Here is a 16,501-nt window from a genome sequence, read left to right as displayed (position 1 = left end):
TATTTTATCAGCTTATTGACATTTCTTTTCATCCGCGCTATATTTTAGATACCCCGATAGGGTATGCGATTTCAAATTTTTCATCAAACTCCAGGAATACAGTCCGGCACGCTTTCGTTTCGCTGTATTCCCGGAAGAAAGCAGGTATTGTATGATTAAAACAGTCTTAAAAATTGATGGTATGATGTGCGGCATGTGCGAATCCCATATGAATGATGTAGTCCGCAAGAGCTGCTCTCCAAAGAAAGTAAACTCTTCTGCAAAAAACGGCGAGACCGTTGTCATCAGCGAAGCACCGCTCGATATTCCGTATCTGAAACAGCAGATCAAGGACATCGGATATGAGCTGGTTTCGTATACGAGTGAGCCGTATGAGAAAAAGGGATTTTTCCATTTCGGACGGTAAGCGGATTTCATGCCCTTCCTTTTGCAGTTTGTGCGTCGAAAAAAAGCACCGTTTCAGAAGTTTATTTCCTTTTGGAAATCTGCCTCTGAAACGGTGTTTTCTATTTTTTATCTATGATTTGATCAGCCGCAGCAGCATCCGCAGGACGGCGGCGTTTCTTTCTCCTCTTTTTTCGGAGATTCTGCGCCCAGATCGTACCAGGTCGGGTCGATGTCGAATCTGCGGTTGTTTCCAAGATAGATCGGATGGGTCGGGTCTGAGGACAGGTAGGCGCGCTCGGTCGAAACCTTCCACTGTGCATCCCAGTCAATCTTCGGAAGTGCCAGATCGTAGTGTGTGCTGGCGCGGAAGCCGTCTTCCTCTCCCTCAATTCTTCCCTTGGCGTCTGCCGGCGGCACGGCAAAATCTGCAAAGAAGGTGTTCACACCGTCGAAATGGCCTTCGTTGCTTCTGGAGAAGGAACTGCGGTATACCGCGTTGTTGATATTATCGAAGAGCCAGAGATTCATCTTGTCAATCTCTTCCCGCAGCTCCACCGGATACAGCTCCGGCGCACCTTTTTTGTGCCATGGGCGGAAGTTGACCTCGAAATAAGTGGTCAGCCAGTTGTAATCGTTGTTGACTACCTTTCCCGTCGTTGTGTCGATCAGCGCCGGAACGGTCGTTCTTCCCTGGTAATCATCATCAGCACGGTAATACGCCTCAGAGAGGAACTGATCGCCGAGCACCGGGTCGATGTTGTTTTCATTGTAAACGTATTCCCAGCCAAGGTTTTTCTCATGCGGGGCATGTTCTACCATATTGACGGAAATCTGATCTTCCAGGCCCTCCAGCTCTCTTACGATCGCCGCGCGGTTGGACCAGTGGCACAGCTTTGCCCAGACGAGACGGTATCTCTTATTACCTTCTGCCTTCAGATCATTTTCACCGTCGCCGAACGGAGTCGTGAAGTGATTCGGCTGTCTGCGGAAATAGCCGTTTTTGTCGATCTCCGATACGGTTTCTTTTGGTCTTACGCGGATTTTTCTTCCATTTACAATCTCATAATCATAATTCGCCATTGATTTTCTGCCTCTCTTTCGCGTGTTCTATCGAATGAATTTTCAAATAGGAAAGCTTTTGCTTTCCTATCATTTCGCTATGTTTTCTATGCAGTTATCATACCATATCTGTCTGGTTACGTCTAATTGCTAATTCTTTGGAGCGGCTATAGGATTTTCTTATATTAAAAGGCCAGTGCCGCATTCTCTGCAAATGGGCGCTGGCCTTGTTTTCGGCGCTTTTTGTTTTTCAGATTTTTCCTTCCCGGCGCAGATACGCCAGAAAGCCGTTGCATCCCTCCACGACATCGCGGTACGTCGCCTCAAAATCTCCCGTATACCACGGATCCGCAATATCGCGGCCGGAACCGGTGAAGGAAAGAAATTTGTAAACCTTTCCATCCGGATCATTTTTCAGCATCCGGTTCAGATTGCGGATATTCGCGGTATCCATGCCGATGATGTAGTCGGCGCGCTCGTAATCCTTCCACGTAATCTGCTTCGCGTGATGCGGCACGAGCGGAATGTGCTCCTCGCGCAGTTTATTGACTGTCCCGTAGTGCGGCGGATTGCCGATCTCCTCGCGGCTGGTGGCGAAGCTGTCGATTTCAAAATTGTGGGCAAGGCCGAGGGAATTTACTTTGTGGGTGAATACGCTCTCAGCAAGAGTCGAGCGGCAAATATTGCCGTGGCAAATAAATAATACTTTAATCATCTTTTTATATCTCCATTTAAGTCTTGTATTTCTTCTCAAACGCTTGATATTTCAGGGTTTTCCGACTTTTGAGTTTTCCTTTCTTTTCAAGGTATCTTCTCAAATCTTCTCGTATTTTCTTGTGTTTTTCCCTGCAATCTTGGTAAATCCGTTGGTAAAGCAAGCGTCCTTACCAACGGGCTTTTTTAACTATTCGCTATCCGATATACTTCTTCCTTTGCATCATCAAAATTCACATGGGTGTAAGTGTTCAAGGTTACACTGATGTCTGCGTGACCCATGATATACTGCAAGGTTTTCGGATTCATCCCGGATTTTGCCATATTAGAGCAAAAGGTGTGCCTGCATACATGAGGGGTAACTTTCGGCATCTGGATACGGTAAATCCTGTTGTATTTCTGAATGATATGCTCCATGTACTTCTCCCAGTGAAGGGCAACCATCGGCATATCGTTTTTATCCAAAAATAAAAATCCAGCGTATCCTTCCACCATCGGTTCAACTTTTGGTGTCTTTCGGTTGGCAATAATTCTGCGAAAACACGCTGCGACAGCTTCCGTCATCGGCACATAGCGAATACCTTTGTCAGTTTTTGGTTCTTCAATTACATACTGCATCTGTGCAGTACGCTGTAACTGATGGTCTACCTTAATACGCATTTCTCCAAACTCAATCTCCGAAATCGTCAGCCCACAGAACTCTGAAATACGAAGCCCTGTGTGAAAAAGAATATAGATTGCATCATAGTATCTGCTGAAATGCTTATCCTCCTGAATAAACTTCAGCAAATCTCTCTGCTGCTTTCGGGTAATCGCTTCTCTGGTAACAGAATCATTAACAATGACGGATGCCAGCTCAAATTCAAATGGATTTTTGCGAAGCAGGTCATCATCTACTGCCATCTGAAATGCTGGTCTGAGAACTCCCCGGATCGAATGAATGGAACTGTATCCCCGCCCATCAATTTGTTGGAGCTTAATCAACCATGCCTTTGCGTCTGACAAACGCACCTTATCAATTCGCAGATTCCCAAAACTCTCTTTTTTCAGCATATTGATGACCATTTTATATCCGGCAACCGTATTGTGACGAACTCCTGTTTTCAATGAAACATACTTTTCTACCAGTTCCAAAACAGTATAGTTGCCACCGTTGGTTACGATACGGTCAAACAAATCCGCTTCAATCTGTTTTTCTTTCTCACGCAGGGAAGGCTCCCGCTTCTTCCCTTTTGGCATTGGGTCATTCTTGTCCAAACGCCAACTGTATACATTTTTCTCTTTTCCGTCCTCATCAATATAGCAGAACCGATACCTCCCATCTTTACGCTGGTACTCGCCCTCTCGCAAAATCCGATTACGGTTATCTCGTCTTTTCTCACTCATCGTGAACTCTCCTTTCAAAAAAGAGAGCCAGACTTGCGCTCTTATCATAGCACAAATCCAGCTCTCCGCATAGTTATATCATGTGAAATCGGTAAATCTGTCAGCTCTGTTTACACAGCAGTAGCCTGATCCAGATACCTCTCAAATTTCTCACGCTTAATGAGGGCACGATTGCCGTTCATCACATAAAAATCCTCATTGGGATGTGTGTCAATAAGCGTTCTCAATTTTCCTTCGCCGATATGATAATATCTGGCTGCTTCCTCAATGGTAAGCGTATATCTACGCCACACCGGAATATCCGAGTAATTTTTTCCTTCAATATTCATCTTATTATTCGCCATAGGCAGTTATCCTCCATGCATGAAAATAGCCAGACAGAGGGTGTCGGCAACGAAGTCCGGCAACGGGCTTCAAAAGACCTTGCAAACAATCTCAATCTGGCGATGGTTACTATTTATACTTTTCTTTTATTTTTCTGTTGTTTTGGTTGTTATAAGGGAGAAAAGCCCGGAAATAAGGGGTTTTTCCCGGCAACCGGCTCGGCAACGGGATAGCAACAGGGGGTGCAACGGGCGGTCATTTTCAGAATGGAAGCTCCATCTGTTCTGTGACCTCCACAAAACCGTCCATCGTTTTTTCAGACGGGTTGCCGGAGTCCGTTGCCGGGTTTTCTCGATCCCAGCCCTTTTGTCTGCCATATTCGGAAAACATTCTTGGGTTCGGGAAGTACCGCCAGCCGGTAATGCACTGGTTCATAATCTCGTTGATTTCCCGGATTTCCCATTGCTTCGGCTCGTCAAAGGCATGGTTCAAGGCTTCCTTGTAGAGCTGCTTGGAGCAGACCATGCTCCCGGTGTACTTATCAAGATACGCCTGTATCATCCCGGCTTTGGTGTCCTCCGGCATAAAATCCCGCTGGTGTTCTTTGAGATACCGCTGCATGGCGGGGCTGAAAGCCAGCTTGAACCTGCCGCTTTTATAAATCTCCATCGCTTCCGCCCACATCTGCCCGATATAGGCTCTGGAAGCAGCTTCGTCCTCCAAAATGTGAACCTCGGCTTGCTCCGGGTACACCATGACGGGGATAAAGCGGCGGTTGCCGGAACGGTCAAGGGGCAGGAAGTCCAGGGCATTGGAAGTGCCGCCAAACACGCACTGACGGGGGCGGTCTGCCGGGTGGGTTTCATAGGGTATCTTGTAAACCTCTTTCTGCCGGCTTAAAAACGACTTGATTTCCTCAATGCTCTTGGCGTTGGCGGTTGCCATCATTTCCGACATTTCGATAATCCAGTGACCTTGCAGCTTGCGGTACACATTGTCATCGTCCAGCTTCCGCAAATCATCGGAGAACCACTCATCCCGGACTGCCAGCAGACGGAAGAATGTGGACTTGCCAGCCCCCTGACCGCCTACCAGACAGAGCATGATTTCAAACTTGCACCCCGGCTGAAAGGCTCGTGAGATAGCACCCAGCAAGAACAGCTTCAACGCTTCATAGGTGTAATCGTCTGCGTCAGCCCCCAGAAAGTGCCGCAGACAGAAACGGATTCGTTCTGTCCCGTCCCACACAAGGGCACTTAGGTAGTCCCGGATGGGATGGTACTTGTTTTCATTCGCCACAATCCCGATGGCATTATCAATCTTTTTCTCATTGGTAAGCCCATAGGTTTCTTCCAGATAGAGAAGCAGATACTTCATATCCGTATCGTTCAGGGCTGTGCTTTCTCTGTGGAAGCCGATGGGCTTTATGATGTCCTTGCGGTCGGTCAGGATGTTGTATGCGATAGCCCCGGAAAGCAGCGGATCACGCTGGAATACGGTCAGGCAGTTCCGTATGCTCTGACGGACACCGCCTTTCTCGGTAGTTTCCAGTCCCGCTTTGATTTCCTCAATGCTCTGGGGTGGCTGCATGGCGTTCATGGTGTTTTTTAATTCTTGCTGCGTCTGCGGCTGCAAGCTCTGCCATTCGCTGTTCAAGCTGTATCACATCCTTTCCGTAGTCCGCAATCAAAGCCGCTTTTTCCTCTGTCTCCCCGAACAGCAATATATCCAGCAGATATTCCACTTGGGCTTGCTTCTGTAAGGCTTCCACGAACCGGGGATGAAAGGCTTCCTCCGGGGAGTGCGGGGCGTAGTCCTTTCTCCATGCCATAAGCAAGTGAAGATAATCGGCAAGAATACGGAAGCAGCGGTTCTTTGCTTCCTGAAACTGTTCCTCCGGGGATTTCTGCCGGGGCTTGGGCTTTTTTGCTTTTCCCGGCGGTTTCCAGTCCTCATAGGAAAGCCCGAAGTCCTGTGCCAGTTGTACGGCGGCGTCTTTCTTTCCCAGCCCATACAGGGCGGCGGTAAAATCAATCACATCCCCATCCGCACCGCAGCCGAAGCAGTGGTAACGCCGATCCAGCTTCATACTTGGGGTTTTATCGTTATGGAACGGGCAGCAAGCCATCCCGTTCCGACCTACATGGATTCCATAATGCTCCGCAGCCTGTCTTGTTGTGACGGACTGCTTCACAGCTTCAAATACATTCAAATCTATCCCTCCTTGAAAATAAGAAAAGCACCTGACATTCTCTGATTGAAAATGCAAGTGCCTGTTAAAGTTCCATATCCTGTTGTCTGTGTTTCGCCTGTGCCGGGACAGTTCTTTGTGCTTTTTTCTCGTCAGCCTTATCCTGCAAGACTTCTTTGATAGGCTGTTTCTTGGGCGGCTCTTTGCTTTCTTCTGTGCCGGGGGTGGCTTTCCGTACCCAGTAGCGAATGTCCCGCAGCTTCTTCAAATCCTCCTGTACCTCGGTCAGCGGTGTTTTCAGGGCTGCAATTTCTTCCAGAAGCGTTTCCTGCTCCTCTTGCAGCTCCTTTTGGGTACTGTCCTTATCGTCCGGGTGCTTGGCAAGGTAGGCGGCGGCTTTCGCATACCGGGCAACCTCCGGGTATTCCTGTTTGAATTTCTCCTTTGTTTTCTTGAAAAATATCTTCTGGTACTTCTCATAGACAGGCTTACATTCCTTGCAGTCTGTCCGGCTGGCAAGAATCCCGTCAATCACTTTGCTGCGGGCTTCCTTTGGCTTCATCTGACTGCGGTAATCTGCGGCTGATTTCCCGGAAGATTCCAGAAACGCTTCTAAGTCCTCCACAGTGGAAAGCCCCTTTTGCCGGAGATAGGACAGGGCTTCGCTGACTGCCTTTAAGTCCTGTGAAGTCCCCCGGTTCTGTCCAGCCCTCGTCCAGTCCTTCCGTTCTTCCTTTCGTATCTCCATGTACTTCATCAGCAGATTGGGAAGAAGTGTCGCTTCCTCCGCCGCTTTTTGTGCAAGCAGCTCTTTCCGTTTTTCTCCCAGCTCGGTAATCCAGCCTTTGAGGTTTTGGATAAGCTGCCGGATGGACTTCATCAGACTGTTGGCGGCTCTGATTTCCCGGTTCAGGTTTCCGATATTCGTCTGGATACCACGCTTTTCCATCTGCCGGACAGCAGCCCCCTCATGGACAGTGGGGACAATATCAAGCCCCTGTCTGGCATAGGAACGCAAGTCCACACGCTCCGGACGGTCATTGGCTTCCAGATAGCGGTTCTGGATGACCTCCCATTCATGCCGCCAGATTTCGCAATACTTCTGGTCGTTCCAATCCACCGTATCCTCCTTGTGGCTTTTCCATCTGCCGGACGGAAGTTTTATCCGTTCCCCGTTTTCGTCAAGGTCATAAACCTTGCGGCTCTTGGGAAGCCATTTTCCATGTTCGTCCATTGCCCTCATAGTGAGCATGACATGGGCGTGGGGATTGTGTCCCGGCGGATGGGGGTCATGGATTGCAAAATCAGCAATCATGCCTTTGGAAACAAACTGCTGCTCACAAAACTCCCGGACAAGGACAGCATACTGGTCGGGTGGTATCTCTCTTGGGATGGTAAGCACCCACCGCCTTGCAAGCTGGGAGTTCCATTGCTTTTCCACCGCTTCGGCGGCGTTCCATAAAGTATTGCGGTCTGCATACGACCGTGGGGCGTTTGCCGGGAGCAGAATTTCATTGTGGACAATACCACGCTTTTCCGGGTAGTGCTTCACTTGCTGGTCGTATTCACAGAACAGCTTTTCGCCGCTTTGGTAAGCAGCGGTGGCAACCGCAGACTGCCGCTGGCTGCGCTGAACAATCGTGATTTCGTTGTGTGGGCAGGACATTTCGTGTCCCTCCTTTCGGTAATTGGTGGATGGGGTGGCGTTTTACCACCTCATTTCGGGCAGAAAAAAAGCAGGCAACCTTTTTCAGATTTCCTGCTTGGTGTGCCGCTGTGTGGGCGGCGGGTATTAAGTTGTAAAAGTTCGGGACAAGTTGACCCGATGTGTGAGTGGCAAACTGGAAGTTCTTACGCTTATCAATACCCCCACGTCATTAACTTCCATTCTCCACCTTCACACCGTGCAAGCCACCATGACCAAGTGTATTCTTCGTTCGCCTCCCATGCACCGCCGCCGTTTTTTGGCGAACGGAAACTACTTTTAAATGCAATACATTGCGTAAAGGCTTCTTTATTATCTTCCGTTCTTAAATCATTCATCCATTCAATGTTATCTGCATTGTTGCATTCTTCATCTGGCATATAAGAAAGGCTATGCAATTCACAGCCCTCAAACGAAGCGAACTGCTTTTTTATAATCTCAATGGCAGAATCTATTTCTTCTTTTGAATAAACGGAAGATGCTCCATAATCAATTTCCACTTTTGATGTATCGCCGTTCTTTCCGCATCCGGCAAAGAGAAGAACCAGCACAATGCAAAGCGTTACGGTTATAATCTTTTTCATAGTGAATACCTCCAACTCCCGATTTCTCATTGACTTCATTATACTTTATTCGACCCTCAAAGTACAGAGAGCTTTTGTAAAACTTGTCGGCTGGGAACAGCTTACAACGCAAGGTGTCCCCAGATGGCAAGTCCACAAAAGGGTAGCTGGCGGCAGCCAGCGCAGGGGAAGTGTAGCGTCCCCTGTATGATTTGGAGCAGACCATGACTGCGGAAAATCACAGCCCTCCGGCGAGGAGCCTTCGGAGAACGCAATGCACCAACCTCTGGGTGGTGTATAATTGCGCCCTTAGTAAACTAAGGGTTTTCCGGCTTCTCCCGTTCCAGCAGTTTTTTCAACAGTTCCTGCGTGTCCTGCCTGTGAAAAATGAGTTTCAACAGCAGCATGACATCATCATCTGTCAGGCGTTCCGGCTCTTGCAGAAAACTTTCCAGCATACCGCCACGGGTACAGAGCCGATGCCTCCGTTCCTTTCGGGTAAGCTGCTTTAGCTGGTGCTGCAATGCCTTTTCATCATTGATTGCTTTCCGCAGTTTCTTTTCGCTTTTCTCCAACTCCCGGTTGAGCTTTTCCAGCTTTGAGGTATCAGGCAAGGGCAGTATCCTCCTTTCCCGGTATCAGCACATAAATCCTGTTTGGTTCTCCAATGCCCTGACGCACCCGCATGATAAGTCCGGCAGTTTCCAGTTCATTCAGAGAACGCTTGACCGTCATGGGGCTGCGGGACAGGACTGCGGCAATGGCTGTGACAGGGAAGCAGACAAACAGGATTCCGTTCTCGTCCTCCTGCCCTTTGGATAGTATAGCGTCTAACATCCGGCAGTACATGACCTTTGCGGTGCTGCTGACTGGAAACCCTGTCAATGCTCTGGGAAATGGCATACAGGGCGGCAGTGGTGTGTCTATCGTCATAAATTCAAAATTCATTCTGTGTGTTCCTCCTTTTTCTTGGCTCGTTTGGATAAATAATGAGGGCAGTCAATCACAACCGCCCGGAAGCTCTGCCTGCACCCATGCTGGCATTTCCGGCATAATTCGTTGTAAGTGACACGCCCCCGGTCATTGAGGTAAAAGGAAAGCTCATGCTTCCTTTTTTTGCTCATTCTCGGCATATTGTGTTTTCTCCCGTTTTAGTGTATGGTTTCGGGGCGATTTTCGGCAAAATTACAGCCATAGAGCCGCTTAAAATCTCCCGAAGTATCAGCGATAGGGTAGACTGTCCCCCTATCAGATTGTCGTGTTTCGGTATCATTTCGGTGTCAGTTCGCCAGTTCTCCCCGGTGTCGTTCCTCCCCTGAATCTCACAGCGGCGTATCGCTCCCTTTGGTACGCTCGTTTCGGTCAGGGTTCCTCCACATCCCTGCCAAAAGTCATGGCGCTACATCGCCGGGGAAGCATATCCCACACAGGCTGGTCATTCGATTGGAATAATCCATCGATGAACTACCTGTATCATAGAACATTTTTGTGCCCTGTGCCGTATGTCCACAAAGTAGGAATCAGGGGTAAAAATCAGAAATTTCCACGATTGCGGAATTGATATGGTATAATCAATTCAACGGTTATATATGTTGTCAAAAAGGGGGAGCTGCTTCAATGAACGGAGCTACTACAATACAGGAACGGCTAAAAGATTTACGATTAAACAAAGGATTAAAACTGGAAGAACTGGCAGAGCAAACGGGTATTTCAAAATCGGCTCTTGGCAGTTATGAAAAAGATGACTATAAGGAAATCAATCATGGCAACCTTATCCTGCTGGCAGATTTTTATGGGGTGTCCCTCGATTATCTCTTTTGCCGGTCAGAGAACAGGACAGAGATCAACACGCCATTAAGGGAGCTGCATTTGAGTGATGAAATGGTGGCACTCCTGAAAAGCGGTCGGATTAACAACCGCCTGCTCTGCGAACTTGCCACCCATAAGGACTTTATCAAGTTTCTTGCGGACATTGAGATTTATGTGGATGGGATTGCCACCATGCAGATTCAGAACCTCAATGCCCTTGTCGATACCGTCCGACATGAAATCATTGAACGGTATCGCCCCGGCGAAGATGACCCGCATTTAAAGGTGCTGCAAGCTGCCCATATCAGTGATGATGAGTATTTCAGCCACATGGTACGGGATGACCTCAATCTCATTATCCGGGATATTCGGGAAGCCCACAAAAAGGACAGCGAGAGCGCACCCCAAACTACCGTTGCCGATGAACTGAAAGAAAATCTGGAAGCAGTCGAAAATTTCAAGGGCAGTCGGGATGAAAAGCTGGTTGTTCTTTACTGCAAGCAGCTTGGTATCAACTATAAAAATCTGTCAGACGAAGAATTTCGCTGGCTGATTCGGATTCTCAAAAAATCAAAGAAAATGGGAACGCCTATCAGTCAGAGGAAAAAACGGTAAAGAAAAACCGCTGTTGCATGGTTTGTTAGCTTCCATGTAGCAGCGGTTTGTGCTGTGGTTATTCAGTTAAATTTTCAGAATAACAAGTTGGGATTTTTCTTGTTACTTATTTTTTTTGATTGTGGCGTTTCTTATTCCACAGTGAACCTACCAACATACCGATTGCAGAGATTATTGCTCCGGCTACAATCATTCCCAAGTCAGGGGCATTCAGTTTGTTAAAAGCAATGTTGTTTGCCATTTTGAATGTGCCATATTCAGCAAGCATATACATTACGCCAAAGAAAAGAGTGAATGCCCATTTTCCTTTTCCCCAAAAGTTATTTTTACCAATAACAATAGATACAATAAATGTGGATATAGGAAGAATAAACCAAAGAAACATCAAACTGTAACCCATAGCGTCACTTCCACTTGCAAAAAACCAGAACACTATCATTGCAAACGCCCAAATCAAGAGATAGGAGAGAATCGTAATAATCTTGTTTCTGTTGGCATTGCTTTTCACAACATTCGTACTTTCTTCAAGATAATCATAATAGCTTTTCATTTTTTGTTCTCCTTTCAATAGATAGTCAAGAGAGACATCGTAGCATTCGCTCATTTTAATGACGCTGATAATATCTGGATAGGATTTTTCATTTTCCCAATTTGAGATGGTCTGACGACTCACACCCAACAATTCGGCAACCTGTTCTTGCGTCAGCTTTTTTTCAATTCGGGCTGCCTTGATTTTGCATCCAATATCATGCTCCATGCCACTATACCTCCTTGCACTTTTATTGTAGGAAAAACACCCACTATTGTCTACAAAATAGCTTTGACATCACTTATTATGAGTGTCAAAATCCTTTTACATCTGCCAAATTCAAATTTACCTATTTCAAATCAAAGAGGGAGTTTTCATAGTCCTTTACATAGTATCGTACATTTTTACGCCCTTTTTGAATGATGGTGTGTCCTTCTGCTTCTAATTTTTCTTTTTGTGCTTCAATACCATTTGGGTATTTAGCATTTAGTTCTCCGTTTGCTTTCAATGTTCTCCAATAAGGCGTTTCATCTTCTGAACGCTGATAACTCGCCCATGCCACAATAGAAACAAAAATTCCTGCTGTAATCGGTTCTGTAAAATCTGCACTACTTAACTCCGCAAAGTATTCTCGTATTTTCCCGACGGTAATCACTTTACCATACGGAATTTTTTTCATTACTTTGTCATAGTCGATTGGCGGTGCAAAATACATTTTACTGCCACCATATTTTTCAATACTTTTCTGGTCTGTAATGATTTGAAATTTTGGCATATCCTTATTGTCGTGCAACATAGCATTAAAATCTTTCTTATCTTCGTTTGCCATTTCTGCCACCTCCTGCTTTAAGAATAATCTGTTTGTCATTTCTATGCAATGAGGCTGTTTGAAAAAACTTGACAACTTCATATTTGCTTAACTCTTAACATATCATTACGAATAAATCATCTCATGCAAAACAATTTCTTCTGCCCGGTTGTGAATGTTATTGCAACGCTGCACCCATTCCATTTGATGGGTACGCTTCAATTCCTCGGTTACGCCCTCGGCAGTTTTCATCTGTTCCATGATGATGTCTAACCGTTCCTGTGCCTGTTCGTTCAGGTCTGCAAGATATGTCCATAACTCCCCGGTCAATATCAATGTGTTCAATCTGGCTGGGTGGACTTCTCTTAAATATTCCTGATGTAGCCGTCCATACTTCCCAATGGGGCGGTGTTCCTCCGGCAGTTTCAAATCCGGGATGTAGTAATCTCCGACAAGGATATAATCAATTCCGTTTTCCGTTATTCTTGGTTTCAATTTGCTCATATTTTTAATCTCCTCATTCTGGTTTTGCAAGTCTGACTCTCCAGAAATATTGGTAAATCATTGGTAAAATTGAGAATGGAACACAAGAAATGCTATTTATAGAAGTATTTAAGACGATTTGAGACTTTTCATTCTGAACAGAAAATCCTGCCGTGGCAAATAAAAAGTACTTTAATCATTGTTTTATTTCTCCTTGTTTTGCCCTGAAACGCCCTGCTTTGCTAGGGTTTTCGGGTGTTTTATTAAATGCTCTGAAATTACAGATTGTGGCAAATCAGAGTAAGATTGAACACGTTGCTACTACCTGTTAGTAGTAAAATTGGTAGTAAAATGAAGCTTCTTACTACTAAGCATTCTCGTGATATATCATCCTTATATTTTTAGAACCACATATCGGACATTTTTCTGGTTTCTCATGTATTGCCACATCATGATCTTGCATTAAACAATTTTCACAAAACAGATATTCTTTACTAAACAATGCTTTTCTTTTTGCCGCAAGTTGTCGCATTATTTCCCATTTGCTAGGATTTTTCCCTATAATAAAATCAGGCGTAATAAAAAGTGATGTTTTAACTTTCAAGAATGTATCATCCAATTCTGTTTCAATATATTCATAATCGTCATATAAAAAAATAACATATCTTCTTTCTCTTTCAGCTTTCCATTTGCTATCTTTAACAGAAAGAATCCAATATTGCAATATCTCCTGTAAAAACATTTTCTTATTATTGTCAGATAAATCAAACATGTCTATAACGCTAAATAAGTATTGTAATTCCGTCTTTGCTTCTTCAATGTCATATAAAACATCAAATGTTATTACTTGAGCTATATATGGTCTTTTCATAGTATCTGGCAAATCTGCGTCAGCGTCAGCCTTTTTTGTCAATGTATATAATCCAATAGGTCCAATCAGGTCCACAATTCTATCATTTTTATATCCATACAAACATTCTCCATAACCGTCTTGCATATGGCTATTATTTATTGACTTACTGAAACATGACACATAATAGTTTCGTGTCTCAGAAAAATCAATGTCTTTTATCCAGTCATAATGAATCCATGACATATCTTCAAACAATTCTGGAATAACTTTTTTCTCTCGCTCATCATTAAGCAGCTCTGTTTTCTTCATCCAAATTTGATGATTACTAATACTACTCTTTGCAACTTCTATTGGCAGATATTTACAAATATAATCATTGTTATACCCATTTCTCGATTTTAAAATGAAATTGCTTATCATCATCATAAGCACACCCTTAACTGGTCGAATGTTTGCAGGCTGCTTATTCATTCTAAGTAGTTTTGCTTCTATTGCTAATAATTTGTATAATTCTTCTCTTGTAAATTCCCATAACTTTTCTCTTTTACTTCCATGCATATTACTAATATCCAGTAACATAGATGTATATGAATGAGTCAAGGTATCAATCTCTTCTTCCGTTTGGCAGCTTTTTAACGTTTCCTCTACAATTTCTATTAATTGTTCTGCAAATGACTTATTCTTTTCTATTGTGAACTTTTGATACGCTATGTGATACAATCTCAGTGGGAACATAAGCCCCTGTTCATATGGTATTACACGATATGTATTTTCTTCATCACAATTAATCACAGGATTAAACCAAGAAGTAATTTTCTGTAATCTAGTTACCTGCGTTATAATATTGTATATATATGTTTTTAATGAAGATATTTGATATGCATTACCAACTAAATAGAGAAAATTCAGTATCCCAACTTCATACTCGGTTACACGAACCAATCCAGAATTCTCATTCAAATTCAAATCATGCTCACACGTTAAAGACAAAAGGACTTCTCTTGTCTTATAAGACGGATTTTTCCTAAATTCTTCTACACATTCACATAATGTATCTAAAATCTGTTCACGAGCATTCGCAGGCCATTTTTCTGGCTTCTCCGCTGTTTTTTCATCGTAATACATTTCACAACCATTCCTTTCATATGAAATCAAAACCGCTTTTCCCATCTTCCTAAATCACCCTGATTATATTATATCCTCTGAACCTACTTTTTTCCACAAAAATAACGCCCCAGTCTATACCAGAGCGTCATCCCATTTCCATATTATACAACTTTAAACACTTTCTGCGACATCGGTTTCTCCTTCTTCTGCTCAACCTCCGCCTGCGCCTTCCTAAACTCTTCCATACGTTTCAATTCTTCCTCAGCATCATCAAAACTGATATGCGTGTACACATTCATTGTAACACTTATATCCGAATGCCCCATGAGGTACTGTAACGTCTTTGGATTCATTCCTGATTTTGCCATATTGCTGCAATAGGTGTGTCGGCATACATGAGGTGTGATATTAGGCATCTGCACCCGATAGATATCATTGTATCTGCCGACCATGTGGTTGAATCGGTGCTGCCAGTGCATTGCCACAAGTGGCATTCCATTGTCATCGTAGAAAAGGAATCCACTGTAGCCATCAATGGATTTTTCCACTTTAGGAGCATTCCTGTCTTCGATGATTGCTCGAAACATTTCTGCCACATCTTCTGTTATCGGCAGCACTCTTGTTCCTGCATGTCTGCAAACATGAGGGGTAATATTGGACATTCATATTGGAGATTGCCAGATATGGCACCGGATCGGCATAGCCTTCCTGGTTTCTATAACCTACTCCCATAAGAATAGCTCCTTTCGTTAAATGGTAGAGATGTGTATTTATCTCTTCACTATCCCATGGACAGGAATCTGCGAATTGGGCGGCACTTTTTTTAATTTTTTTCCTTTGAGCGGGTTTCTTCTATATAAATGTAAAAATCCAATCCGACCACTTTAAATTTTTCTCCCGCCCTTTTTGGGATTTTGTGTCCATGGGATAGTGAAAGGAAAAGTCTTTCAGAAAGGCGGTGTAAACGATGGGAAATGTTACAGAAACAGATGCTGCCATAATCAGCGATGCAGAACTTGATAAGGAAATCTCAGATGTGCTGATTGCAATCAGTGTCATTACCAGACAGCTTGCAAAGAAAAACGCAGTCAACCATATGTCAAAGGAGGCAAAAGACGATGAAGGAAAAAGAATTGGCGAAGTTATTTAAGACCATTGCTGACAGCTTCACACGGCTTAGTGAAATCTACTCTTCCACAGAAGACGTGACACAGCCGAAAGCTCCAGCGAAAAAGTAAAAAACAGTCAAAGCAGAAAAAGTATCTGAGGCGGCGCAGGAAGTTTCTCCTGAAAAGGAATCCGAAACCATCACTTATACCAAAGAAGATGTCAGAGCAAGACTGGCTCAGAAGGCCAAGGCAGATGCCGGAAAGTATAAAGCGGATGTGAAGAAGATCGTAGCAACCTTTTCTTCCGATGGTACTCTGACCGGAGTTCCTGCTGATAAATACCCGGAAGTGATCGCAGCTTTGGAGGTGATCGGCAATGCCTAAACACGCATTGCTCTCCGCTCCCTCAAGTAAGCAGTGATTGAACTGCCCACCATCCGTAAGGTTATGTGCTGAGATCAGGGATCGGGCAAGTCCTTATGCACAGCAGGGAACAGATGCACATAAACTCTGTGAATACAAAGTTCTGAAAGCTCTTGGAAAATCCGGGCGTGATCCGACTGCAGATTTGGATTACTACGATGTGGAGATGGAAAACTGCACAGAGGAATACTGCAACTTCGTCATAGAACAGTTCGAAGAAGCAAAGAAACTCTGTAAAGATCCTCTGGTGCTTGTAGAACAAAGACTTGATTTTTCCAGATGGGTACCGGATGGCTTTGGAACGGGGGACTGCCTCATCGTAGCGGATGATGTACTTCACATCATTGACTCCAAATATGGTCTGGGCGTTCTATAACCTTTCCATTTTGAGACTGTGAGAAAAAGTCTGTAAATAAGATTCTTCTATGATATGCAA

At 44.5% G+C, this 16,501-nt stretch carries 19 protein-coding genes and 1 pseudogene; 4 read left to right on the top strand and 16 right to left on the bottom strand.

Going from position 1 to position 16,501, the window contains the following annotated elements; genetic code table 11:
• Positions 1-151 precede the first annotated feature (151 nt).
• The gene (locus DXD02_RS10755) at positions 152-406 is read left to right on the top strand and encodes a heavy-metal-associated domain-containing protein (RefSeq protein WP_022461058.1); all 255 of its coding nucleotides are present in this window, start codon (positions 152-154) and stop codon (positions 404-406) included.
• Between the two features lie 122 nt (positions 407-528).
• Here the strand turns inward: DXD02_RS10755 and DXD02_RS10750 are convergent, their stop codons facing one another.
• The 11 genes from DXD02_RS10750 to DXD02_RS10690 all read right to left on the bottom strand — a co-directional run bounded on the left by DXD02_RS10750 (position 529) and on the right by DXD02_RS10690 (position 9,462).
• Complete coding sequence (locus DXD02_RS10750; RefSeq protein ID WP_118666831.1) at positions 529-1,467, bottom strand: hypothetical protein; 939 nt, start codon at positions 1,465-1,467, stop codon at positions 529-531.
• 229 nt (positions 1,468-1,696) lie between these two features.
• A complete protein-coding gene (locus DXD02_RS10745; protein WP_055228706.1) occupies positions 1,697-2,161 on the bottom strand; it encodes a low molecular weight protein-tyrosine-phosphatase in 465 nt (154 codons plus the stop codon).
• 185 nt (positions 2,162-2,346) lie between these two features.
• The gene (locus DXD02_RS10740; RefSeq protein WP_118666830.1) at positions 2,347-3,546 is read right to left on the bottom strand and encodes a site-specific integrase; all 1,200 of its coding nucleotides are present in this window, start codon (positions 3,544-3,546) and stop codon (positions 2,347-2,349) included.
• Between the two features lie 110 nt (positions 3,547-3,656).
• Positions 3,657-3,890, bottom strand: coding sequence for an excisionase (locus DXD02_RS10735; RefSeq protein WP_016218019.1), 234 nt, complete (start codon positions 3,888-3,890; stop codon positions 3,657-3,659).
• Positions 3,891-4,131: 241 nt separating this feature from the next.
• Positions 4,132-5,469 carry a virulence-associated E family protein gene (locus tag DXD02_RS10725; RefSeq protein WP_118666829.1) on the bottom strand — a complete coding sequence of 446 codons (1,338 nt, stop codon included), beginning with the start codon at positions 5,467-5,469 and terminating at the stop codon, positions 4,132-4,134.
• A complete protein-coding gene (locus tag DXD02_RS10720) occupies positions 5,438-6,082 on the bottom strand; it encodes a CHC2 zinc finger domain-containing protein (RefSeq protein WP_118666828.1) in 645 nt (214 codons plus the stop codon). Before DXD02_RS10720 ends, DXD02_RS10725 begins: the two co-directional genes overlap by 32 nt.
• 64 nt (positions 6,083-6,146) lie before the next feature.
• The gene (gene mobQ, locus DXD02_RS10715; RefSeq protein WP_118666827.1) at positions 6,147-7,727 is read right to left on the bottom strand and encodes a MobQ family relaxase; all 1,581 of its coding nucleotides are present in this window, start codon (positions 7,725-7,727) and stop codon (positions 6,147-6,149) included.
• Positions 7,728-7,921: 194 nt separating this feature from the next.
• Complete coding sequence (locus DXD02_RS10710; RefSeq protein WP_055218800.1) at positions 7,922-8,350, bottom strand: hypothetical protein; 429 nt, start codon at positions 8,348-8,350, stop codon at positions 7,922-7,924.
• Between the two features lie 296 nt (positions 8,351-8,646).
• The gene (locus DXD02_RS10700) at positions 8,647-8,943 is read right to left on the bottom strand and encodes a DUF3847 domain-containing protein (protein WP_055060286.1); all 297 of its coding nucleotides are present in this window, start codon (positions 8,941-8,943) and stop codon (positions 8,647-8,649) included.
• The gene (locus DXD02_RS10695; protein ID WP_055060285.1) at positions 8,936-9,277 is read right to left on the bottom strand and encodes a DeoR family transcriptional regulator; all 342 of its coding nucleotides are present in this window, start codon (positions 9,275-9,277) and stop codon (positions 8,936-8,938) included. The genes DXD02_RS10700 and DXD02_RS10695 overlap by 8 nt, the downstream gene beginning before the upstream one ends.
• Positions 9,274-9,462, bottom strand: coding sequence for a hypothetical protein (locus DXD02_RS10690; protein ID WP_055060284.1), 189 nt, complete (start codon positions 9,460-9,462; stop codon positions 9,274-9,276). Before DXD02_RS10690 ends, DXD02_RS10695 begins: the two co-directional genes overlap by 4 nt.
• Positions 9,463-9,946: 484 nt before the next feature.
• On the opposite strand from DXD02_RS10690, the gene DXD02_RS10685 reads away from it, so the two are divergent.
• The gene (locus DXD02_RS10685) at positions 9,947-10,753 is read left to right on the top strand and encodes a helix-turn-helix transcriptional regulator (RefSeq protein ID WP_055154162.1); all 807 of its coding nucleotides are present in this window, start codon (positions 9,947-9,949) and stop codon (positions 10,751-10,753) included.
• 106 nt (positions 10,754-10,859) lie between these two features.
• On the opposite strand, the gene DXD02_RS10680 is transcribed toward DXD02_RS10685, so the two are convergent.
• The 5 genes and pseudogenes from DXD02_RS10680 to DXD02_RS10660 all read right to left on the bottom strand — a co-directional run.
• On the bottom strand, positions 10,860-11,510 hold the full coding sequence (locus DXD02_RS10680; RefSeq protein WP_055060282.1) for a helix-turn-helix transcriptional regulator: 651 nt from the start codon (positions 11,508-11,510) through the stop codon (positions 10,860-10,862).
• Between the two features lie 121 nt (positions 11,511-11,631).
• Positions 11,632-12,111: an MGMT family protein gene (locus DXD02_RS10675; RefSeq protein WP_055154158.1), complete on the bottom strand. Its 480-nt coding sequence runs from the start codon at positions 12,109-12,111 to the stop codon at positions 11,632-11,634.
• Between the two features lie 105 nt (positions 12,112-12,216).
• Positions 12,217-12,594, bottom strand: a complete 378-nt coding sequence (locus tag DXD02_RS10670; protein ID WP_055060280.1) for a TnpV protein — start codon at positions 12,592-12,594, stop codon at positions 12,217-12,219.
• Between the two features lie 346 nt (positions 12,595-12,940).
• Positions 12,941-14,596, bottom strand: coding sequence for a hypothetical protein (locus DXD02_RS10665; protein ID WP_117805357.1), 1,656 nt, complete (start codon positions 14,594-14,596; stop codon positions 12,941-12,943).
• A 98-nt stretch (positions 14,597-14,694) separates the two neighbouring features.
• Positions 14,695-15,162: pseudogene (locus DXD02_RS10660) on the bottom strand (tyrosine-type recombinase/integrase); the annotation flags it as partial.
• A 338-nt stretch (positions 15,163-15,500) separates the two neighbouring features.
• On the opposite strand from DXD02_RS10660, the gene DXD02_RS10655 reads away from it, so the two are divergent.
• Together DXD02_RS10655 and DXD02_RS10650 are read left to right on the top strand one after the other, a co-directional pair.
• Positions 15,501-15,683, top strand: a complete 183-nt coding sequence (locus DXD02_RS10655) for a hypothetical protein (protein ID WP_117510831.1) — start codon at positions 15,501-15,503, stop codon at positions 15,681-15,683.
• A gap of 380 nt (positions 15,684-16,063) precedes the next feature.
• Positions 16,064-16,441, top strand: coding sequence for a DUF2800 domain-containing protein (locus tag DXD02_RS10650; protein WP_330411384.1), 378 nt, complete (start codon positions 16,064-16,066; stop codon positions 16,439-16,441).
• Positions 16,442-16,501: the final 60 nt, after the last annotated feature.

Origin of the sequence: Blautia sp. TF10-30 (genome assembly GCF_003481245.1) — a bacterium.
In the GTDB taxonomy this organism is placed as follows: domain Bacteria; phylum Bacillota; class Clostridia; order Lachnospirales; family Lachnospiraceae; genus Fusicatenibacter; species Fusicatenibacter saccharivorans.
This window is presented reverse-complemented; position numbering and strand designations above follow the sequence as displayed.